Origin of the sequence: Pseudomonas sp. B7(2017) (assembly GCF_002112745.1) — a bacterium.
GTDB classification, from domain to species: domain Bacteria; phylum Pseudomonadota; class Gammaproteobacteria; order Pseudomonadales; family Pseudomonadaceae; genus Aquipseudomonas; species Aquipseudomonas ekonensis.
Genome location: NZ_NEIP01000008.1, coordinates 154,316 through 175,509 on the forward strand (window position 1 = coordinate 154,316; position 21,194 = coordinate 175,509).

A 21,194-nucleotide genomic window follows, 5' to 3' on the forward strand; every position below is an offset into this window, starting at 1 on the left:
TCAATGAGTGTCTTGAAAAAGGACGCGATTCTAACAGGCTCACGGCCTCAAGGCTAAAGGGAAGGGCGGATCAGTTCGAGGCCGAAGCGATTGCCGGCCAGGTAATCGTCGATGCAGCGGATGATCAGTTCGCTGCGCCAGTGATCGCGCTGCTCCAATAATTCGTCGCGGGTCAGCCACTTGGCGCCGACGATGCCGTCGTCCAGTTGATAATCCGGGTGGTGCTTGACGGCCTTGGCGCTGAAGCACACGCGCTGGTAGGTCACGCCGTTGCTGGGGGCGGTGTACAGATAAATGCCGATGACGCCGGTGGGCTCGACGTCCCAGCCGGTTTCCTCAAGGGTTTCGCGCACGGCGGCCTCGATCAGGGTCTCGTCCGGATCCAGATGGCCGGCGGGCTGGTTGAGCACGTTGCGGCCGGCCTTGTGCTCTTCGACCATCAGGAAGCGGCCGTTGTCCTCGACGATGGTGGCGACGGTGATGTGGGGTTGCCAGTCCATGAACCTTCCTCAATTCCCAAAACTTGAAACACTATCCCTGTGGGAGCTGGCTTGCCAGCGATAGCGGTGGGCCAGTCACCATGATTGTTGGCTGATCGGCCGTCATCGCTGGCAAGCCAGCTCCCACAAGGGTTTGTGTCGTCTTCAGAAACGCAAACCCCGGCACTTGGCCGGGGTTTGTGATGTTGCCTTTACTGCCTTACACCAGCGCCGCGATGGCCGCGTTGAGCGTGGCGCTCGGGCGCATGGCCTTGCTGATCAGCTCGGCGTCGGCGTGGTAGTAGCCGCCGATGTCCACTGGCTTGCCCTGAACGGCGTTGAGTTCGGCGACGATGGTCGCTTCGTTCTCGGTCAGGGTCTTGGCCAGCGGCGCGAACTGCGCTTGCAGCGCGGCGTCTTCGGTCTGGGCGGCCAGGGCCTGGGCCCAGTACAGCGCCAGGTAGAAGTGGCTGCCGCGGTTGTCGATGTTGCCGACCTTGCGCGATGGCGACTTGTTGTTGTCCAGGAACTGGCCGGTGGCCTGGTCCAGGGTCTTGGCCAGCACCAGCGCTTTCGGGTTGCCGTAGTTCACGCCCAGGTGTTCCAGGGACGCGGCCAGGGCCAGGAATTCACCCAGCGAGTCCCAGCGCAGGAAGTTCTCTTCGACCAGTTGCTGCACGTGCTTCGGAGCCGAACCGCCGGCGCCGGTCTCGAACAGGCCACCGCCGTTCATCAGCGGCACGATCGACAGCATCTTGGCGCTGGTGCCCAGTTCCATGATCGGGAACAGGTCGGTCAGGTAGTCACGCAGTACGTTGCCGGTCACCGAAATGGTGTCCTTGCCTTCGCGGGTGCGCTGCAGGGTGGCCTTCATCGCCTCGACCGGGGCCATGATCTGGATGTCCAGGCCGGCGGTGTCGTGGTCTTTCAGGTAGGCCTGGACCTTCTCGATCACCACGCCGTCGTGGGCGCGCATCGGGTCCAGCCAGAAAATGGCCGGGGTGCTGCTTGCGCGGGCACGGTTGACGGCCAGCTTGACCCAATCCTGGATCGGCGCGTCCTTGGTCTGGCACATGCGGAAGATGTCGCCGGCTTCGACAGCCTGTTCCATCAGCAGGGTGCCCTTGCTGTCGGTCACGCGGACGACGCCGTCGGCCTTGATCTGGAAGGTCTTGTCGTGGGAGCCGTACTCTTCGGCCTTCTTGGCCATCAGGCCGACGTTCGGCACGCTGCCCATGGTGGTTGGATCGAAGGCGCCGTTGGCTTTGCAGTCTTCGATCACGGCCTGGTAGATGGTCGCGTAGCAGCGGTCCGGGATCACGGCCTTGGTGTCGTGCAGTTGGCCGTCGGTGCCCCACATCTTGCCGGAGTCACGGATCATGGCCGGCATCGAGGCGTCGACGATCACGTCGCTCGGCACGTGCAGGTTGGTGATGCCCTTGTCGGAGTTGACCATCGCCAACGCTGGACGAACGGCGTAGACCGCCTGGATGTCGGCTTCGATGGCGGCTTGCTGCTCGGCCGGCAGGGTCTTGATGCGGGCGTACAGGTCGCCGATGCCGTTGTTCAGGTTGAAGCCGATCTGCGCCAGCACGTCGGCGTGCTTGGCCAGGGCATCTTTGTAGAACTCGGCAACGATCTGGCCGAACATGATCGGGTCGGAGACCTTCATCATGGTGGCTTTCAGGTGAACCGACAGCAGTACGCCTTGGGCCTTGGCGCTTTCGATTTCGGCGGCGATGAAGGCGCGCAGAGCGTTTTTGCTCATCACGGCGCAATCGAGGATCTCGCCGGCCTGAACGCTGGTTTTTTCTTTCAGGACGGTGGCGGTGCCGTCCTTGGCGATCAGTTCGATCTTCACCGCGTCGGCGGCTTCGATCAGGGCAGCCTTCTCGCTGCCGTAGAAGTCACCGGCGCTCATGTGGGCGACGTGGGACTTGGAGTCCTTGGCCCAGGCGCCCATCTTGTGCGGGTGCTTGCGCGCGTAGTTCTTGACCGATAGCGGAGCGCGGCGGTCGGAGTTGCCTTCACGCAGAACCGGGTTCACGGCGCTGCCCTTGACCTTGTCGTAACGGGCCTTGGCGTCTTTTTCGGCGTCGGTGGCCGGGGTTTCCGAGTAGTCCGGCAGGTTGTAGCCCTGGGCCTGCAGCTCTTTGATGGCGGCCTGCAGTTGCGGTACCGAAGCGCTGATGTTCGGCAGCTTGATGATGTTGGCTTCAGGCGTGACCGCCAGTTCGCCCAGTTCGGCAAGGTGGTCGGCTACGGCTTTGTCGCCCAGTTGCTCGGGGAAGCTGGCCAGGATGCGTGCTGCAAGAGAGATATCGCGGGTTTCCACGGCGATATCGGCCGAAGCGGTGTAGGCCTCGATGATCGGCAGCAGGGAGTAGGTGGCGAGGGCTGGAGCTTCGTCGGTGAAGGTATAGATGATCTTCGAGCGGGTGGGCATATTCGGATTAACTCTCTCTTCTTTGCTAAAGCGTGCGCAGAAACTCGAGGGGCGCCGGGTAAGCGCGTTCGTTCAAAGTCATCCATGAACCGAGTGTCGAGGTTTCTTCGCGGTGATGTTGGGTGCATCAGTAGAGCGTCATGCGGTCAGGCTGCGGTATCAGCCCGGCCAAATCAGGCGGAAAGTCTCGTCGTAGAGAGGCCAGCCGTCGTGACCCTGTGGTCAGCGGGCGGCATTATACATAGGTAGCTGGCAATCTGCCGATGGTTCATATGCAACGATTCTCGTCCATTGGTCTAAAGGTCGCAGGGCAGCGGCGGGCGGCAAGTTGCCGGCAATGCTTGAGATTGGCGCTTTTCCCTTTGCTTTCAGGCTTGTAGGAAGCGGGATGGGCCCGTGCCCGGAACAGAGGGTTTGCGTGTTGATTCAAGTGGGTTACGCTCGGACGAAGCCAGATGTTCAATCCAATGAGTGGAGTTCAGCATGGGTTACAAGAAGATTCAGGTTCCGGCCGTCGGCGACAAAATCACCGTCAATGCAGACCATTCTCTCAATGTCCCTGATAACCCGATCATTCCCTTCATCGAAGGCGACGGCATTGGCGTCGACGTCAGTCCGGTGATGATCAAAGTGGTGGATGCTGCCGTGGCCAAGGCCTACGGAGGCAAGCGCAAGATTTCCTGGATGGAGGTCTACGCCGGCGAAAAAGCGACCCAGGTCTATGACCAGGACACCTGGCTGCCTCAGGAAACCCTGGACGCCGTGAAGGATTACGTCGTCTCCATCAAGGGCCCGCTGACCACCCCGGTCGGCGGCGGTATCCGCTCCCTCAACGTCGCCCTGCGCCAGCAGCTCGACTTGTATGTCTGCCTGCGGCCGGTGGTGTGGTTCGACGGCGTGCCGAGCCCGGTGAAAAAGCCAGGCGACGTCGACATGGTCATCTTCCGCGAGAACTCCGAGGACATCTACGCCGGCATCGAGTGGAAGGCCGGTTCCCCGGAGGCCACCAAGGTCATCAAGTTCCTGAAAGAGGAAATGGGCGTCACCAAGATCCGCTTCGACCAGGATTGCGGCATCGGCATCAAGCCCGTCTCCAAGGAAGGCACCAAGCGCCTGGTGCGCAAGGCCCTGCAGTACGTGGTGGACAACGACCGCAAGTCGCTGACCATCGTGCACAAGGGCAACATCATGAAATTCACCGAAGGTGCCTTCAAGGACTGGGGCTATGAGGTGGCGAAGGAAGAGTTCGGCGCCGAGCTGCTGGACGGCGGCCCGTGGATGAAGTTCAAGAACCCGAAGACCGGCCGCGAAGTCATCGTCAAGGACGCCATCGCCGACGCCATGCTCCAGCAGATCCTGCTGCGTCCGGCCGAGTACGACGTGATCGCCACGCTGAACCTCAACGGTGACTACCTCTCCGATGCCCTGGCGGCGGAAGTGGGCGGCATCGGCATTGCGCCGGGCGCCAACCTGTCCGACACCGTGGCCATGTTCGAGGCCACCCACGGCACGGCGCCCAAGTACGCCGGCAAGGATCAGGTCAACCCGGGCTCGGTGATCCTCTCGGCCGAGATGATGCTGCGCCACCTGGGCTGGACCGAGGCAGCCGACCTGATCATCAAGGGCACCAACGGCGCGATCAAGGCCAAGACCGTGACCTACGACTTCGAACGCCTGATGGAAGGCGCGAAGCTGGTGTCGTCTTCGGGCTTCGGCGAGGCGCTGATCTCGCACATGTAAGCGAATCCGCCGCAATGCAAACCGCCCGGTTCGATGATTCGAACCGGGCGGTTTCGTTTAGGGCGGCAGGTGCGCTCGGATCAGTGGGCGACCGTCTGCGCCTGGCCGGCGGCCGCTGTGCGTTCTTTGGTGGCGTCGGTAGTCGTGATCTTGACGGCATGCAGGCCTTTTGGCCCTTGTACGATCTCGAAGTTGACGAGCTGCCCGGCCTTGAGGGTCTTGTAGCCATCCATCTCGATGGCGGAGTAGTGGGCAAAAAAGTCGATTTCCTTGCCGTCCTCGTCCCGGCCTTCGCGGGCGTCGGTGTTGATGAAGCCGAATCCCTTGGCATTGTTGAACCATTTCACCTTGCCGACAGCCATGCTCAAATCCCTCTGCAACAGACTCCAACGCTGGAGTATCATCCGATTCATCCGCAGTCGAATTCGTTTGCGAACAGGACTCCGCGGATCTTTTTTACCCACCGTGGGTTCTATTGGTTGTAACACCGTTTTCCCGATAGTCAAGGTGACCGGGCAATCGGAGTTGAAAACGCGTGCAGCCGCCCCCACCACTGTATTTGCACAACTGACGAACCTTTCTTTCCATGCATGCAATCAGCCAGATTCGACTAACATTCAATCAGGATCGCCCTGATTTACACGACGACGATTCAGCGGGCATTGCTGTTCAGGAAGCAAAGCCTGCATTGCAGGCGCCGCCGATGTACAAGGTGGTTTTGTTCAATGATGACTACACACCGATGGATTTCGTCGTCGAAGTGCTCGAGGTGTTTTTTAACCTGAATCGCGAGCTGGCGACCAAGGTCATGCTGGCCGTCCATACAGAAGGGCGGGCAGTATGTGGAGTGTTTACCCGCGACATCGCCGAGACAAAGGCCATGCAGGTCAACCAGTACGCCAGGGAAAGCCAGCATCCGCTACTCTGTGAAATCGAGAAGGACGGTTAATCGCCGACCACTTGGGTATGAGGTGAAGCTATGTTAAACCGCGAGCTCGAAGTCACCCTCAATCTTGCCTTCAAGGAGGCCCGTTCGAAGCGTCATGAGTTCATGACCGTCGAACACCTGCTGCTGGCCTTATTGGATAACGAGGCTGCCGCCACCGTTTTGCGTGCCTGCGGCGCAAACCTCGACAAACTCAAGCACGACCTGCAGGAGTTCATCGACTCCACCACGCCGCTGATCCCCGTCCATGACGAGGACCGCGAAACCCAGCCGACCCTGGGCTTCCAGCGTGTGCTGCAACGTGCTGTCTTTCATGTTCAGAGCTCGGGCAAACGCGAAGTGACCGGCGCCAACGTGCTGGTCGCGATCTTCAGTGAGCAAGAGAGTCAGGCGGTTTTCCTGCTGAAGCAGCAGAGCGTCGCACGCATCGATGTCGTCAACTATATCGCCCATGGCATTTCCAAGGTGCCTGGGCATGGCGAACATTCTGAGGGTGAGCAAGATATGCAGGACGACGAGGGCGGTGAGTCTTCTTCTTCAGGCAATCCTTTGGACGCGTATGCCAGCAACCTCAACGAACTGGCGCGTCAGGGCCGGATCGACCCGCTGGTCGGCCGCGAGACGGAAGTCGAGCGCGTCGCGCAGATCCTCGCGCGCCGGCGCAAGAACAACCCGCTGCTGGTGGGCGAGGCGGGCGTGGGCAAGACCGCGATCGCCGAAGGCCTGGCCAAGCGCATCGTCGACGGCCTGGTGCCGGATCTCTTGATCAACAGCGTCGTCTATTCCCTCGACCTCGGTGCCTTGCTGGCCGGCACCAAGTACCGCGGCGATTTCGAGAAGCGCTTCAAGGCGCTGCTCAACGAGCTGAAGAAACGTCCGCAGGCGATCCTGTTCATCGACGAGATCCACACCATCATCGGTGCCGGCGCGGCGTCCGGCGGCGTCATGGACGCCTCCAACCTGCTCAAGCCGCTGCTGTCGTCCGGTGACATCCGTTGCATCGGCTCGACCACGTTCCAGGAATTTCGCGGCATCTTCGAGAAGGACCGGGCCCTGGCGCGGCGTTTCCAGAAGGTCGATGTCGTCGAACCGTCGGTGGAAGACACCATCGGCATCCTGCGCGGCCTGAAAGGGCGCTTCGAGCTGCACCACAACATCGAGTACAGCGACGAGTCCCTGCGCGCCGCCGCCGAACTGGCCTCGCGCTACATCAATGACCGGCATATGCCGGACAAGGCCATCGACGTCATCGACGAGGCGGGCGCCTACCAGCGCCTGCAGCCGGCGGACAAGCGCGTGAAGCGCATCGACGTGGCCCAGGTCGAGGACATCGTGGCGAAGATCGCGCGGATTCCGCCGAAACACGTCACCAGCTCCGACAAGGAACTGCTGCGCAACCTCGAACGCGACCTGAAACTGACGGTGTTCGGCCAGGACGCGGCGATCGACTCCCTGTCGACTGCGATCAAGCTGTCCCGTGCCGGGCTGAAGTCGCCTGACAAACCGGTGGGTTCGTTCCTGTTCGCAGGTCCCACCGGCGTCGGCAAGACCGAAGCCGCTCGGCAGTTGGCCAAGGCGCTGGGCATCGAGCTGGTTCGCTTCGACATGTCCGAGTACATGGAACGCCACACCGTTTCGCGTCTGATCGGTGCGCCTCCGGGTTATGTCGGCTTCGACCAGGGCGGCCTGCTGACCGAGGCGATCACCAAGCAACCGCATTGCGTGCTGCTGCTCGACGAAATCGAGAAGGCGCATCCGGAAGTCTTCAACCTGCTGCTGCAGGTGATGGACCACGGGACGCTGACCGACAACAACGGGCGCAAGGCGGATTTCCGCAATGTGATCATCATCATGACCACCAACGCCGGTGCCGAGACCGCGGCGCGCGCTTCGATCGGTTTCACCCATCAGGACCACTCGTCCGATGCGATGGAAGTGATCAAGAAGAGCTTCACGCCGGAGTTCCGCAACCGCCTGGACACCATCATCCAGTTCGGTCGCCTCAGCCACGAAGTCATCAAGAGCGTGGTGGACAAGTTCCTCACCGAGCTCCAGGCGCAGCTGGAAGACAAGCGGGTGCTGCTGGAAGTCACCGACGCGGCCCGCAGCTGGCTCGCGGCCGGCGGCTACGACTCGGCGATGGGTGCCCGTCCGATGGCGCGCCTGATCCAGGACAAGATCAAGCGTCCGCTGGCGGAGGAAATCCTGTTTGGCGAACTGGCCGAGCATGGCGGTGTGGTGCACATCGACATCAAGGACGGCGAGCTGACCTTCGAGTTCGAAACCACGGCGGAAATGGCCTGAGGCCAAAACCACGACACAGCAAAAAGGCGCCTTATGGCGCCTTTTTGCTGTCCGGGCATTCTTGGTCGTCCCTGTGCCGGTCGACATCATGGCCGACCGCGCGGACGCTATCGCGAGCAGGTTCGCTCCCACATTGGATCTGCGTGGTGCATTAACCTGTGGGAGCCAGCCTGCTGGCGATGGCGTCAGTCCGGGCGCCGCAGGTCAAATCCCGCGCAAACAAAAACGCCCGGCAGGGCCGGGCGTCTTGTATTGACTTGCTTAGCGAGCGCGGTAAGTGATGCGCCCTTTGCTCAAGTCATAGGGCGTCAGCTCGACGCGCACTTTGTCACCGGTAAGAATACGAATGTAGTTCTTGCGCATCTTGCCGGAGATATGCGCGGTAACGACGTGCCCATTTTCCAATTCCACGCGAAACATGGTGTTTGGCAGGGTGTCGACGACAGTGCCTTCCATTTCGAAGCTGTCTTCTTTCGACATGCAGTAAAGCCCTCGGTGTCCAGTGAATGGCCCGGTGCAACTGCGCCAGGCAAAAGCGGCGTGCATTGTGCCCGAAAAGTGGTGTTTACGCCAAGGGGTTTAAGGGTTTGCGTTCAGTTGAGGATGACCCAGCGCTGATTGATCAACAGTTCGATGGGGCGGTACTGGGTCTTGTAGTTCATCTTTTTGCAGTTTTTGATCCAGTAGCCCAGATAGACCGCGTCCAGCCCGAGGCGCCGGGTTTCGGCGATCTGCCAAAGGATGGCGTAGCGCCCCAGGCTGCGGCGTTCTTCCTCCGGCTCATAGAAGGTGTAGACCGCCGACAGCCCGTTGGGCAGCAGGTCGGTGACGGCCACGGCCAGCAACCGTCCGTCGAGCCGGAACTCGTAGAAGCGCGAGAAGGGCAGGTCGCGCACCAGGAACGTGGCGAACTGGTCACGGCTGGGCGGGTACATGTCGCCGTCGGCGTGCCGTTGCTCGATGTAGCGCTGGTACAGGTCGAAATACTCTTCGCTGAAGCCCGGCTTCACCGGTCGCACCTGCAGGTCGGCATTGCGCTTGAAAATGCGCTTCTGCTGGCGGTTGGGGCTGAACTGCAGCGCCGGGATGCGCGCCGGCACGCAGGCATTGCAGTTCTGGCAGTGCGGACGGTACAGATGGTCGCCGCTGCGACGAAAACCCATTTCCGACAGGTCTGCGTAGACATGCACATCCATGGGCTGACTGGGGTCGAGAAACAGGGTCGTGGCCTGCTCCTGCGGCAGGTAGCTGCAGGAATGAGGCTGAGTGGCATAGAACTTCAAACGCGCCAACTCGGTCATGATCAACCCTCGGGGTAAGCTTGTGAATTAAGTGTAAGCCAGGTGCGCAAAAGTCGCTCAGCAAACCCAGGTGGCCTGGTTCGGCCGATCCAGGTGCCGCGCCAGGTAGTCGGCGAAGGTGCGGCGCGAGATCGCCCGGGCGCCGAGGCTGTGCAGATGGTCGGTGGGCATCTGGCAGTCGATCAGGACGAACCCCGCGTCCTTCAGGTGCTGCACCAGCGTGGCGAAACCGTACTTGGAGGCATTGTCGGCGCGGCTGAACATCGATTCGCCGAAAAACAGTTGGCCCATGGCCAGGCCGTACAGGCCGCCGACCAGTTCGCCCCCGTCCCAGACTTCCACCGAATGGGCAAAGCCGCGCCGGTGCAGTTCGAGGTAAGCGTCCTGCATCGCTTGAGTGATCCAGGTGCCGTCGGCATAGTCCCTCGGCGCGGCGCAGGCGCTGATCACCGCCGCGAAATCTTGGTCGAACGTCACCCGGTAGCGCTGTTTGCGCATCAGCTTGGCCAGGCTGCGGGAGACGTGCAGTTCGTCGGGAAACAGCACCGTGCGCGGATCAGGCGACCACCAGAGGATCGGCTGGCCTTCGGAGAACCACGGAAAGCAGCCGTGGCGGTAGGCCTGGATGAGCCGGTCGGCGGACAGGTCGCCGCCGGCCGCCAGCAATCCGTTGGGATCGCGCATGGCCTTTTCCAGGGGCGGAAATGTCAGGGTGTTGCGTTGTAACCAGGTCAGCATGGCATTCGGGCTTGCGGAAGAGGGGAGGGCGGTGGCTGCGCTAGAGTGTGCCGCTAAATGACGGGAATGTCCTCCCGATCCTGCGCGGCTGCAACTTGGCCGGGCGGGCGCGGTCGTAATCGGGCGTCGCGCAGACGGGTGGCGCGGCAGGCGTCGGGCATTGTGCGGCGATCGGCGCCGGGCGCTTCGTGACGTTCATCAAATACACCTCATAAGCCTTTGTCACAAAAGGTAATGCATGCTCAAATTGAGCCGCAGGATCCGTGCGCTTGGCTATGCTTGTTGCACGGGCGCGGGCATGGCAACACGCGTGCAAACCCGTACAATGCCGGGCTGTTGCAGAATATTCTCCGTGTGCCGAGTTTATTAAGGCACCGATGCAGTGTTAAAACGGGTTTCGGTTGTGCCCGTCAATTTTTTGCCTGCCTGGGATCGGGCAGTTCTTTATCGTCAATTCAATAGATGGACGCGCCTCAGGCGCAGGAAAAGAAGCGTTTTGAAGAAATCCACGGAAGCACCAAAAGCAGTCGTTCCGCTCTGGCGTCAGCAGTTGCACTACCGGCTCAAGGAAGGTGCGCTGATCGCCATCGGTGCCTTGTGCCTGTTCCTGATGATGGCCTTGCTGACCTACGGCAAGGACGATCCGGGCTGGAGCCACAACAGCAAGATCGACGACGTGCAGAACTTCGGCGGTCCGGCCGGCTCCTACAGCGCCGACATCCTGTTCATGGTGCTGGGTTACTTCGCGTACATCTTCCCGCTGCTGCTGGCGATCAAGGCCTACCAGATCTTCCGTCAGCGCCACGAGCCCTGGCAGTGGAGCGGCTGGCTGTTCTCCTGGCGCCTGATCGGCCTGGTGTTCCTGGTGCTGTCGGGCGCCGCGCTGGCCCACATCCATTTTCATGCCGCGGCCTCCAGCCTGCCGGCCGGCGCCGGCGGGGCGCTGGGCGAAAGCCTCGGCGACCTGGCCAGGAACGCTCTGAACATCCAGGGCAGCACCTTGCTGTTCATCGCCTTGTTCCTGTTCGGCCTGACGGTATTCACCGACCTGTCGTGGTTCAAGGTGATGGACGTCACCGGCAAGATCACCCTCGACCTGTTCGAACTGTTCCAGGGCGCGCTCAACCGCTGGTGGGCGGCGCGCACCGAGCGCCGGCAACTGGTTGCCCAGCTGCGCGAAGTCGATGACCGTGTGGACGAGGTCGTCGCCCCGGCGGTGCCGGACAAGCGCGAGCAGGCCAAGGTCAAGGAACGCCTGATCGAACGCGAACAGGCCCTGAGCAAGCACATGTCCGAGCGGGAGAAACAGGTGCCGCCGGTCATCATGCCGGCCCCGGTCAAGGCGCCGGAGCCGAGCAAGCGCGTGCAGAAGGAAAAGCAGGTGCCGCTGTTCGTCGACAGCGCCGTGGAAGGCACCTTGCCGCCGATCTCGATCCTCGATGTGGCGGAAAAGAAACAGCTCAACCATTCCCCCGAGTCCCTGGCGGCGATCGGTCACCTGCTGGAGATCAAGCTCAAGGAATTCGGCGTCGAGGTCACGGTGGACTCGATCCATCCGGGCCCGGTCATCACCCGCTACGAAATCCAGCCGGCCGCCGGCGTGAAGGTCAGCCGCATCGCCAACCTGGCCAAAGACCTGGCGCGTTCCCTGGCCGTGACCAGCGTGCGGGTGGTCGAGGTGATTCCGGGCAAGACCACCGTCGGCATCGAGATCCCCAACGAAGACCGGCAGATCGTGCGGTTCTCCGAGGTGCTGTCGACGCCTGAGTACGACAACTTCAAGTCGCCGGTCACCCTGGCCCTCGGCCACGACATCGGCGGCAAGCCGGTCATCACCGACCTCGCCAAGATGCCGCACCTGCTGGTGGCCGGTACGACCGGTTCCGGTAAGTCGGTGGGCGTGAACGCGATGATCCTGTCGATCCTGTTCAAGTCGGGCCCCGAAGACGCCAAGCTGATCATGATCGACCCGAAGATGCTCGAACTGTCGATCTACGAAGGCATTCCGCACCTGCTGTGCCCGGTGGTCACCGACATGAAGGACGCGGCCAACGCCCTGCGCTGGAGCGTCGCCGAGATGGAGCGGCGCTACAAGCTGATGGCGAAGATGGGCGTGCGCAACCTGGCCGGCTTCAACGCCAAGGTCAAGGAAGCCCAGGACGCCGGCGAGCCGTTGAGCGATCCTTTGTACAAGCGCGAAAGCATCCACGACGAGGCGCCGCTGCTGCAGAAGCTGCCGACCATCGTCGTGGTCGTGGACGAGTTCGCCGACATGATGATGATCGTCGGCAAGAAGGTGGAAGAGCTGATCGCCCGCATCGCCCAGAAGGCGCGGGCCGCCGGCATCCACTTGATCCTCGCGACCCAGCGGCCGTCGGTGGACGTGATCACCGGCCTGATCAAGGCCAACATCCCGACGCGGATGGCGTTCCAGGTGTCGAGCAAGATCGACTCGCGCACCATCATCGACCAGGGCGGCGCCGAACAGTTGCTCGGCCACGGTGACATGCTTTACATGCCGCCGGGCACCAGCCTGCCGATCCGGGTGCACGGCGCGTTCGTCTCCGACGACGAAGTGCACCGGGTGGTGGAGGCGTGGAAACTGCGCGGCGCGCCGGAATACAACGACGACATCCTCAACGGTGTCGAAGAGGCGGGCAGCGGTTTCGAAGGCAGCAGCGGCGGTGGCGAAGGCGACGATCCGGAAGCCGACGCGCTGTACGACGAAGCCGTGCAGTTCGTGCTCGAAAGCCGCCGGGCTTCCATCTCTGCGGTGCAGCGCAAGCTGAAGATCGGCTACAACCGCGCCGCCCGGATGATCGAAGCCATGGAAATGGCCGGGGTCGTCACGGCGATGAACACCAACGGTTCGCGTGAGGTGCTGGCCCCGGGGCCGGTGCGCGACTGAGTCAAACCCCCGGATTCAACAGCCGGGACGGCGCAATGAGGCGCCGTCCGCTCTCCCACGAGTATTCAAGAGGACTCCCATGCGTCTGATCCGCATGCTGCTGCCGGTACTGGCCCTGACCACGCTTTCGGCCCACGCCGACGAAAAGGACGTGGCGCGCCTGACCCAACTGCTGGAAACATCCAAGACCCTCACCGCACGCTTTTCCCAGCTGACCCTCGACGGCAGCGGCACCCAATTGCAGGAAACCGCCGGCGAGATGTCGCTGCAGCGCCCGGGCCTGTTCTACTGGCACACCGACGCGCCGGCCGAGCAGACCATGGTCTCCGACGGCAAGAAGGTCACCCTGTGGGACCCGGACCTTGAGCAGGCGACGATCAAGAAGCTGGACGAGCGCCTGACCCAGACCCCGGCCCTGTTGCTGTCGGGCGATGTGTCGAAGATCAGCCAGAGCTTCGACATCACCGCCAAGGAAGCCGGCGGCGTGATCGACTTCACCCTCAAGCCGAAGACCAAGGACACCCTGTTCGACAGCCTGCGCCTGTCGTTCCGCAACGGCCTGGTCAATGACATGCAACTGATCGACAGCGTCGGCCAGCGCACCAACATCCTGTTCACCGGGGTGAAGGCCAACGAAGCGATTCCGGCGTCCAAGTTCAAGTTCGACATCCCCAAGGGTGCCGACGTGATCCAGGAATAACCCCTGAACCCTGTGGGCGAGAGCCCGCAGGATCAACGCCTAGAGGTTTCAACGGTACGTGATGGATCTGTTTCGCAGAGAGCCCCTGGCCCAGCCTTTGGCGGCCCGGTTGCGCGCCACCAACCTGGACGAATACGTCGGCCAGGAGCACGTGCTCGCCCGCGGCAAGCCGCTGCGCGAGGCGCTGGAGCAGGGCGCGCTGCATTCGATGATCTTCTGGGGCCCGCCGGGCGTGGGCAAGACCACCCTGGCGCGGCTGCTGGCGGAAGTGTCGGATGCGCACTTCGAAACGGTGTCGGCGGTGCTGGCCGGGGTCAAGGAGATCCGTCAGGCGGTGGAAATCGCCAAGCAGCAGGCCGCGCAGTACGGCCGGCGCACGATCCTGTTCGTCGACGAGGTGCACCGCTTCAACAAGTCCCAGCAGGACGCGTTCCTGCCGTACGTCGAGGACGGCACGCTGATCTTCATCGGCGCCACCACCGAAAACCCGTCATTTGAACTGAACAACGCGCTGCTGTCGCGGGCCCGTGTGTATGTGCTCAAGAGCCTGGACGAAGCTGCGCTGCGCAAGCTGGTGCACCGGGCGCTGACCGAAGAGCGGGGCCTGGGCAAACGCCACCTCACCCTCAGCGACGAAGGCTTCCAGATGCTGCTGTCGGCCGCCGACGGCGACGGCCGGCGCCTGCTCAACCTGCTGGAGAACGCCTCGGACCTGGCCGACGACGACAGTGAGATCGGCACCGACCTGCTGCAGAGCCTGCTCGGCGACACCCGCCGGCGTTTCGACAAGGGCGGCGAAGCGTTCTACGACCAGATATCCGCGCTGCACAAGTCGGTGCGCGGCTCCAACCCGGACGGTGCGCTGTACTGGTTCGCGCGGATGATCGACGGCGGTTGCGATCCGCTGTACCTGGCCCGGCGTGTGGTGCGCATGGCCAGCGAGGACATCGGCAATGCCGACCCCCGGGCCCTCAGCCTGTGCCTGGCGGCGTGGGACGTGCAGGAGCGCCTCGGCAGCCCCGAAGGCGAACTGGCGGTGGCCCAGGCCATCACCTACCTGGCCTGCGCGCCGAAAAGCAACGCGGTGTACATGGGCTTCAAGGCTGCGATGCGCGCCGCCGCCGAGCACGGTTCGCTGGAAGTGCCGCTGCACCTGCGCAACGCCCCGACCAAGCTGATGAAGCAGTTGGGCTACGGCGACGAATACCGCTACGCCCACGACGAGCCGGACGCCTATGCCGCCGGCGAAGACTATTTCCCGGAAGCGCTCGAGCCGATTCCGTTGTACCAGCCGGTGCCCCGTGGCCTGGAGCTGAAGATCGGCGAAAAGCTCAATCACCTTGCCCAACTCGACCGGCTGAGCCCCCGCCAGCGGAGAAAACCGTGATTCCAGCGATCATTGCAGTCTCCATCGGTGGCGTCGCCGGCACGCTGCTGCGCTTCGCCGCCGGCAATTGGGTCAACGCCAACTGGCCGCGGCACTTCTATACCGCGACGCTGGCCGTTAATATCGTGGGCTGTCTTTTGATCGGCGTGCTGTACGGCCTGTTTTTGATACGCCCGGAGGTGCCTTTCGAGGTGCGTGCCGGGTTGATCGTCGGCTTCCTCGGAGGGCTGACGACCTTTTCATCCTTTTCACTGGATACGGTGCGCCTGCTGGAAAGCGGGCAGGTGCCGCTGGCCTTGGGCTATGCGGCGCTCAGCGTATTCGGCGGGCTGCTCGCCACCTGGGCCGGCCTGTCCCTGACCAAACTTTGACAACGAGAGACCGACATGCTCGATTCCAAACTGTTACGTAGCAACCTTCAGGACGTAGCGGACCGCCTGGCTTCCCGTGGCTTTGCCCTGGACGTCGCGCGCATCGAAGCGCTGGAAGAGCAGCGCAAGGAAGTCCAGACCGAAACCGAAAAGCTTCAGGCTGAACGCAACGCGATCTCCAAGAGCATCGGTCAGGCCAAGCAACGCGGCGAAGACATCGCCCCGCTGATGGCCAATGTCGAGAACATGGGCAGCCAACTGAACGAAGGCAAGGCTGCGCTGGACAAGATTCAGACCGAGCTGGACGCGATCCTGTTGGGCATCCCCAACCTGCCGCACGAATCGGTGCCGGTCGGCGAAGACGAAGACGGCAACGTGGAAGTGCGCCGCTGGGGCACGCCGACCGCCTTCGACTTCCCGGTGCAGGACCACGTCGCTCTGGGCGAGAAGTTCGGCTGGCTGGATTTCGAGACCGCCGCCAAGCTGTCCGGCGCGCGTTTTGCCCTGCTGCGCGGCCCGATCGCCCGTCTGCACCGCGCCCTGGCGCAGTTCATGATCAACCTGCACGTCACCGAGCACGGCTACGAAGAGGCCTACACCCCGTACCTGGTGCAGGCGCCGGCGCTGCAAGGCACCGGCCAGTTGCCGAAGTTCGAGGAAGACCTGTTCAAGATCGGCCGCGACGGTGAGGCCGACCTGTACCTGATCCCGACCGCCGAAGTGTCGCTGACCAACATCGTGGCCGGCGAAATCGTCGACGCCAAGCAGCTGCCGATCAAGTTCGTCGCCCACACCCCGTGCTTCCGCAGCGAAGCCGGCGCGTCGGGCCGCGACACCCGCGGCATGATCCGCCAGCATCAGTTCGACAAGGTCGAGATGGTGCAGATCGTCGAGCCGTCCAAATCCATGGAAGCCCTGGAGAGCCTGACCGCCAACGCCGAGAAGGTGCTGCAGCTGCTGCAGCTGCCGTACCGCACCCTGGCGCTGTGCACCGGTGACATGGGCTTCAGCGCGGTCAAGACCTACGACCTGGAAGTGTGGATCCCGAGCCAGGACAAGTACCGCGAGATCTCGTCGTGCTCCAACTGCGGCGACTTCCAGGCCCGCCGCATGCAGGCGCGCTTCCGCAACCCGGAAACCGGCAAGCCTGAGCTGGTGCACACCCTCAACGGTTCCGGCCTGGCGGTCGGCCGCACCCTGGTGGCGGTGCTGGAGAACTACCAGCAGGCCGACGGTTCGATCCGCGTGCCGGACGTGCTGAAGCCGTACATGGGTGGCCTTGAGGTCATCGGCTGACATGGACTATCTGCCGCTGTTTCACAACCTGCGCGGCAGTCGTGTGTTGGTCGTCGGCGGGGGGGAGATTGCCTTGCGCAAGTCCCGCCTGCTGGCCGACGCCGGTGCGCTGCTGCGGGTGGTCGCACCTGAAATCGAAGCCCAACTGCGTGATCTGGTGACCGCCAGCGGCGGTGAGTGCCTGTTGCGCGGTTATCTCGACACGGATCTGGACGGCTGCGGGCTGATCATCGCCGCCACCGACGATGAAGCGCTGAACGCGCAGGTCTCCGCCGATGCCCATCGGCGTTGCGTGCCGGTCAACGTGGTGGACGCGCCGGCCCTGTGCAGCGTGATCTTCCCGGCCATCGTCGACCGTTCGCCGCTGATCATCGCGGTGTCCAGCGGCGGCGACGCGCCGGTGCTGGCCCGGCTGATCCGCGCCAAGATCGAGACCTGGATCCCTGCCACCTACGGCCATCTGGCTGGTCTCGCCGCGCGTTTCCGGCATCAGGTCAAAAACCTGTTTCCCGACGTGCAGCAGCGTCGTGCCTTCTGGGAGGACGTGTTCCAGGGGCCGATCGCCGACCGGCAACTGGCCGGGCAGGGCGCCGAGGCCGAACGTCTGCTGCAGGCCAAGATCGATGGCCAGGCACCGGTGGCCACCGGCGAGGTGTATCTGGTGGGCGCAGGGCCCGGCGATCCGGATCTGCTGACCTTCCGCGCCTTGCGCCTGATGCAGCAGGCTGACGTGGTGCTGTACGACCGTCTGGTGGCGCCGGCGATTCTGGAGCTGTGCCGCCGGGACGCCGAGCGGGTCTACGTCGGCAAGCGCCGCGCCGACCACGCGGTGCCCCAGGATCAGATCAACCGGCAACTGGTGGATCTGGCCAAGGCCGGCAAGCGCGTGGTACGGCTCAAGGGCGGCGATCCGTTCATCTTCGGCCGCGGCGGCGAAGAGATCGAAGAACTGGCGGCCCACGGCATCCCGTTCCAGGTCGTGCCGGGCATCACGGCGGCCAGCGGTTGCGCGGCCTATGCCGGGATCCCGCTGACCCACCGCGACTACGCGCAGTCGGTGCGTTTCGTCACCGGGCACCTGAAGGACGGTTCCACCGATCTGCCCTGGGCCGACCTGGTCGCGCCGGCGCAGACGCTGGTGTTCTACATGGGCCTGGTGGGGCTGCCGGTCATCTGCGAGCAGTTGATCAAGCACGGGCGCGGCGCGGACACCCCGGCGGCGCTGATCCAGCAGGGCACCACGGTCAATCAGCGGGTGTTCACCGGCACCCTGGCCGACCTGCCCGGGTTGGTGGCGGAGCATGAAGTGCATGCGCCGACCCTGGTGATCGTCGGCGAAGTGGTGCAACTGCGCGAGAAACTGGCGTGGTTCGAAGGGGCTCAGGGGCAAGTCTGACGACAGACCGCATTGTGCCGATCGCCAGCAGGCTGGCTCCCACCTTGGATTCGTGAACGACACAGATCCCCTGTAGGAGCCAGCCTGCTGGCGATTGAGGCCCTCAAACGCTGATGTGATTCCAGATCCCTTTCCCGCTCAGCCGCGCCCGGTCATGGGCCGCGGTGAAGTCCTGCTCCGGACCTTTGGGCACGACGCCGGTCGGGTTGATGGTCTTGTGGCTGCCGTAGTAGTGGTGCTTGATGTGCTGGAAATCCACCGTGTCGGCGATGCCCGGCCACTGGTACAGCTCGCGCAGCCAGTTCGACAGGTTCGGGTAATCGGCGATCCGCCGCAGGTTGCACTTGAAGTGCCCGTGGTACACCGCGTCAAAGCGGATCAGGGTGGTGAACAGACGGATGTCCGCTTCGGTGAGGAACTCTCCCGCCAGGTAGCGGTGGGTGCCCAATAGCCTTTCCAGGTGATCCAGTTCGGCGAACACATCGTCGAACGCCGCTTCATACGCCTGCTGCGAAGTGGCGAAGCCGGCGCGGTACACGCCGTTGTTGACCGCCGGGTAGATCCGCTCGTTCAGCCCATCGATTTCACTGCGCAAAGGTGCCGGGTAGAAGTCCAGGCCGTTGCCGGTCAAGCCGTCGAACGCGCTGTTGAACATGCGGATGATCTCCGCCGATTCGTTGCTGACGATGCGCTTGAGCCGTTTGTCCCACAGCACCGGCACGGTGACGCGGCCGGTGTAGTCGGGGGTGTCTGCGGTGTAGCGCTGGTGCATGAAGTCGAAGCCGTCGAGCCGGTCGCCCGTGGAGCCCAGCGCCTTGTCGAAGGTCCAGCCGTTTTCCAGCATCAGCCAACTGACCACCGAGACGTCGACCAGGCTTTCCAGCCCCTTGAGCTTGCGCAGGATCAGCGTGCGGTGGGCCCACGGGCAGGCCAGCGACACATAGAGGTGGTAGCGCCCGGCCTCGGCGGCAAAGCCGCCTTCACCGCTGGGGCCGGGGCGGCCGTCGCGGGTGACCCAATGGCGGCGTTGCGCCTGTTCGCGCCGGAAGGCGCCGTCCTTGTCGCTTTCGTACCATTTGTCCTGCCAGCGGCCATCGACCAGTAAACCCATGTTCAAGACTCCGCAAACCAATAATCGTTGGAGTGGAGTCTATTCCGATGGGTTCGAACAAAAAGCGCAAAGATCGGGCAGCTATGATCGATTAAATCGATTTGTTCCGTGCAGCCCAGTATTGTTCGGCCGTTTCGAAGGCTTGCTCACGGCTCTGGCCCAGCCCCCGGAGGGCGAGCGCCATGGTCGAGATCAAAGCCATGCGGGCGTAGCTGTCGTCCGACTCGCCGCGCCAGACCGCCTTCAATTGGCGGGTCTCCAGCGATGCCGGTTTGACGTGGCGCTGGGCCGACAGCCGCGGCCATTCCTCGTCCCAGCTTGCGCCGCCGGCGGTGCCGTACAGGTGGCTGTCGGCGTCCGGGTTGATCTCGATTTCGCCGCCGTCGCCCTTGATCACGATGGCCGTGTCGCCCAGCAGGCCGCTGGCTTCGCGGTGCACCGCCTGATAGCCGGGATGGAAAATGCTTTGCAGGCCGCAACGGGCGCCCAGCGGATTGAGGATCCGTGCCAGCGAGTGGATCGGCGAGCGCAGGCCCAAGGTGTTGCGCAAGTCGATCATCTTCTGCAACGGCGCCGCCCAGTCTACCAGCGGCATGAACGCCAGGCCGCCGTTGTCCAGCGCCGAGCCGACCTGCTGCCAGTCGCGGCACAGTGGGATGTTCAGCTCACCGAGCAGCTGTTCGCTGTACAGACGCCCGGCGGTGTGGGCGCCGCCGCCGTGCATGAAGATGCGCACGCCGTTCTGCGCCAGGCACTTGGCCGCCAGCAGATACCACGGCAGGTGGCGTTTCTTGCCGGCATAGGTCGGCCAGTCCAGGTCGATGGCCAACGACGGGGCATGCAAGCGTTCGCGCAGGGCTTCGGTGAAGCCGGCCATCTCTTCGGCGCTTTCCTCCTTGTGCCGCAGCAGCATCAGGAAGGCGCCGAGCTGGGTGTCCTCGACCTTGCCGTCCAGCACCATGCCCATGGCCTCGCGGGCCTCGGCGCGGGTCAGGTCGCGGGCGCCGCGCTTGCCTTTGCCCAGGATCCGCACGAACTGGGCGAACGGATGCTCGGCGGGCGTTTCGAGGGTCAGCGCTGGAAAGTCGGTCATAGGCAATTCGTCGGTTTGGGCAGGCCCGCCAGTTTCGCGGCGAGCTTGGCGGGGGTGCCTTTGAACAGGCGGTTCAGGTGCAGGCTGTTGCCCTTGTCCGGGCCCAGCTTCAGGGCGGTGTACTTGATCAGCGGCCGGGTGGCCGGGGACAGCTCGAACTCCGCGTAGAAGGCGCGCAGCAGCTCAAGGACTTCCCAGTGGTCGGGTGTCAGCTCGATGTCTTCGGCGACGGCGAGGGCAGCGGCGACCTCGGCCGACCAGTCGCTCAGGTCCACCAGGAAGCCGTCCTTGTCCAGTTCGATGGCGCGGGCGCCGACGGTCAGGGTCTTCATAGCCAGGTGTTGACCTTGTCGTGGCGCACCGACAGCTCGACGAAGGCCGGATAGTCGATGGCGTCGGCCCAGTCCGGAACCTCAAGCCCTCGGGCCTGGGCGTCTTCGGCCAGCACGTACAGCCTGGCGTTGCGGGCCTGGAGCGCAGCGAACGGCGCGGTGCCGGGCTGCAGGGCATAGGCGGCGTCGCCGCACAGCAGCAGGGCGTCGGCGCTGCCCAGCAGGCGCAGGCATCTGGTCAGGCGTTCGTCGCCGAACGGGGAATGGGACAGCACATGCAAAGTCGACATCAGAGCGTGATCACTTGGTCGTAACGGTCAATGAGGGCGGTGATGCGGTCGGCGGCCAAGGGCTGCGCCTCGTCCAGCGACAGATCGCCGAGGCCGCGCAGGGCGGCGCTGTCGGCGCAGTAGAACAGTTCTTCGACGCCGAACATCGGCAGCGCCTGCAGATTGGCGCTCAGGTCCTTCTGCTGCAAGGCCTTGGCGTTCTGCCCGGCGGCCAGTTGCAGCACGCCGTCGTCGAGGAACAGCAGGCCGATCGGCAGATCGAACGCGCCGCCGGCCAGCACGATGTCCAGCGCCTCGCGGGCGCCGGGGCCGGACCATGGCGACTGGCGGCTGATGATCAACAGGGATTTGGCCAT

Annotated in this window: 20 protein-coding genes; 9 read left to right on the plus strand and 11 right to left on the minus strand. The window is 63.5% G+C overall.

The genetic code is table 11. From position 1 onward, the window contains the following. Positions 1 to 53: 53 nt before the first annotated feature. Complete coding sequence (locus CAG29_RS16855; protein WP_085630536.1) at positions 54 to 500, minus strand: NUDIX hydrolase; 447 nt, start codon at positions 498 to 500, stop codon at positions 54 to 56. Between the two features lie 199 nt (positions 501 to 699). Further along, a complete protein-coding gene (locus tag CAG29_RS16860) occupies positions 700 to 2,925 on the minus strand; it encodes an NADP-dependent isocitrate dehydrogenase (RefSeq protein WP_085579822.1) in 2,226 nt (741 codons plus the stop codon). Positions 2,926 to 3,408: 483 nt separating this feature from the next. Between CAG29_RS16860 and icd the strand changes: the two genes are divergently transcribed. After that, positions 3,409 to 4,665 carry an NADP-dependent isocitrate dehydrogenase gene (gene icd / locus CAG29_RS16870; protein WP_085579824.1) on the plus strand — a complete coding sequence of 419 codons (1,257 nt, stop codon included), beginning with the start codon at positions 3,409 to 3,411 and terminating at the stop codon, positions 4,663 to 4,665. 80 nt (positions 4,666 to 4,745) lie between these two features. On the opposite strand, the gene CAG29_RS16875 is transcribed toward icd, so the two are convergent. Then, a complete protein-coding gene (locus CAG29_RS16875; protein WP_085579826.1) occupies positions 4,746 to 5,027 on the minus strand; it encodes a cold shock domain-containing protein in 282 nt (93 codons plus the stop codon). Positions 5,028 to 5,251: 224 nt separating this feature from the next. On the opposite strand from CAG29_RS16875, the gene clpS reads away from it, so the two are divergent. Both clpS and clpA read left to right on the plus strand, forming a co-directional pair. After that, the gene (clpS, locus tag CAG29_RS16880) at positions 5,252 to 5,614 is read left to right on the plus strand and encodes an ATP-dependent Clp protease adapter ClpS (RefSeq protein WP_015094394.1); all 363 of its coding nucleotides are present in this window, start codon (positions 5,252 to 5,254) and stop codon (positions 5,612 to 5,614) included. A 30-nt stretch (positions 5,615 to 5,644) separates the two neighbouring features. Next, positions 5,645 to 7,915, plus strand: a complete 2,271-nt coding sequence (clpA, locus tag CAG29_RS16885) for an ATP-dependent Clp protease ATP-binding subunit ClpA (protein WP_085579827.1) — start codon at positions 5,645 to 5,647, stop codon at positions 7,913 to 7,915. Positions 7,916 to 8,176: 261 nt separating this feature from the next. On the opposite strand, the gene infA is transcribed toward clpA, so the two are convergent. The 3 genes from infA to aat form a co-directional block, all read right to left on the minus strand. Beyond that, complete coding sequence (infA, locus tag CAG29_RS16890) at positions 8,177 to 8,395, minus strand: translation initiation factor IF-1 (RefSeq protein WP_002553999.1); 219 nt, start codon at positions 8,393 to 8,395, stop codon at positions 8,177 to 8,179. A gap of 113 nt (positions 8,396 to 8,508) precedes the next feature. Next, a complete protein-coding gene (locus tag CAG29_RS16895) occupies positions 8,509 to 9,216 on the minus strand; it encodes an arginyltransferase (RefSeq protein ID WP_085579829.1) in 708 nt (235 codons plus the stop codon). Between the two features lie 57 nt (positions 9,217 to 9,273). After that, positions 9,274 to 9,954 (minus strand): leucyl/phenylalanyl-tRNA--protein transferase, encoded by a 681-nt coding sequence (gene aat / locus CAG29_RS16900; RefSeq protein ID WP_085579831.1) that lies wholly within the window; start codon positions 9,952 to 9,954, stop codon positions 9,274 to 9,276. Between the two features lie 496 nt (positions 9,955 to 10,450). Between aat and CAG29_RS16905 the strand changes: the two genes are divergently transcribed. The 6 genes from CAG29_RS16905 to cysG all read left to right on the plus strand — a co-directional run bounded on the left by CAG29_RS16905 (position 10,451) and on the right by cysG (position 18,012). Next, a complete protein-coding gene (locus tag CAG29_RS16905; RefSeq protein WP_085579833.1) occupies positions 10,451 to 12,862 on the plus strand; it encodes a DNA translocase FtsK in 2,412 nt (803 codons plus the stop codon). A gap of 79 nt (positions 12,863 to 12,941) precedes the next feature. Continuing rightward, entirely contained in the window at positions 12,942 to 13,562 is a 621-nt protein-coding gene (lolA, locus tag CAG29_RS16910) for an outer membrane lipoprotein chaperone LolA (RefSeq protein ID WP_085630532.1), read from the plus strand. A gap of 61 nt (positions 13,563 to 13,623) precedes the next feature. Next, the gene (locus CAG29_RS16915; protein ID WP_085694837.1) at positions 13,624 to 14,949 is read left to right on the plus strand and encodes a replication-associated recombination protein A; all 1,326 of its coding nucleotides are present in this window, start codon (positions 13,624 to 13,626) and stop codon (positions 14,947 to 14,949) included. Continuing rightward, the gene (gene crcB, locus CAG29_RS16920; protein WP_085637648.1) at positions 14,946 to 15,320 is read left to right on the plus strand and encodes a fluoride efflux transporter CrcB; all 375 of its coding nucleotides are present in this window, start codon (positions 14,946 to 14,948) and stop codon (positions 15,318 to 15,320) included. The genes CAG29_RS16915 and crcB overlap by 4 nt, the downstream gene beginning before the upstream one ends. A 15-nt stretch (positions 15,321 to 15,335) precedes the next feature. Further along, positions 15,336 to 16,616 carry a serine--tRNA ligase gene (gene serS / locus CAG29_RS16925; protein ID WP_085579842.1) on the plus strand — a complete coding sequence of 427 codons (1,281 nt, stop codon included), beginning with the start codon at positions 15,336 to 15,338 and terminating at the stop codon, positions 16,614 to 16,616. Position 16,617: 1 nt separating this feature from the next. Beyond that, positions 16,618 to 18,012, plus strand: a complete 1,395-nt coding sequence (gene cysG, locus CAG29_RS16930) for a siroheme synthase CysG (RefSeq protein ID WP_085579844.1) — start codon at positions 16,618 to 16,620, stop codon at positions 18,010 to 18,012. Positions 18,013 to 18,115: 103 nt separating this feature from the next. Here cysG and CAG29_RS16935 read toward each other — a convergent pair whose 3' ends face one another. The 5 genes from CAG29_RS16935 to tusC form a co-directional block, all read right to left on the minus strand. Then, the gene (locus CAG29_RS16935) at positions 18,116 to 19,123 is read right to left on the minus strand and encodes a glutathione S-transferase family protein (protein WP_085637645.1); all 1,008 of its coding nucleotides are present in this window, start codon (positions 19,121 to 19,123) and stop codon (positions 18,116 to 18,118) included. Between the two features lie 91 nt (positions 19,124 to 19,214). Next, positions 19,215 to 20,216, minus strand: a complete 1,002-nt coding sequence (locus CAG29_RS16940; protein WP_085656371.1) for a glycosyl transferase family protein — start codon at positions 20,214 to 20,216, stop codon at positions 19,215 to 19,217. After that, positions 20,213 to 20,548, minus strand: coding sequence for a TusE/DsrC/DsvC family sulfur relay protein (locus tag CAG29_RS16945; protein ID WP_085579851.1), 336 nt, complete (start codon positions 20,546 to 20,548; stop codon positions 20,213 to 20,215). The genes CAG29_RS16940 and CAG29_RS16945 overlap by 4 nt, the downstream gene beginning before the upstream one ends. Next, positions 20,545 to 20,838, minus strand: a complete 294-nt coding sequence (gene tusB, locus CAG29_RS16950) for a sulfurtransferase complex subunit TusB (RefSeq protein ID WP_085694838.1) — start codon at positions 20,836 to 20,838, stop codon at positions 20,545 to 20,547. Before tusB ends, CAG29_RS16945 begins: the two co-directional genes overlap by 4 nt. Continuing rightward, entirely contained in the window at positions 20,838 to 21,194 is a 357-nt protein-coding gene (gene tusC, locus CAG29_RS16955; protein WP_085580101.1) for a sulfurtransferase complex subunit TusC, read from the minus strand. Before tusC ends, tusB begins: the two co-directional genes overlap by 1 nt.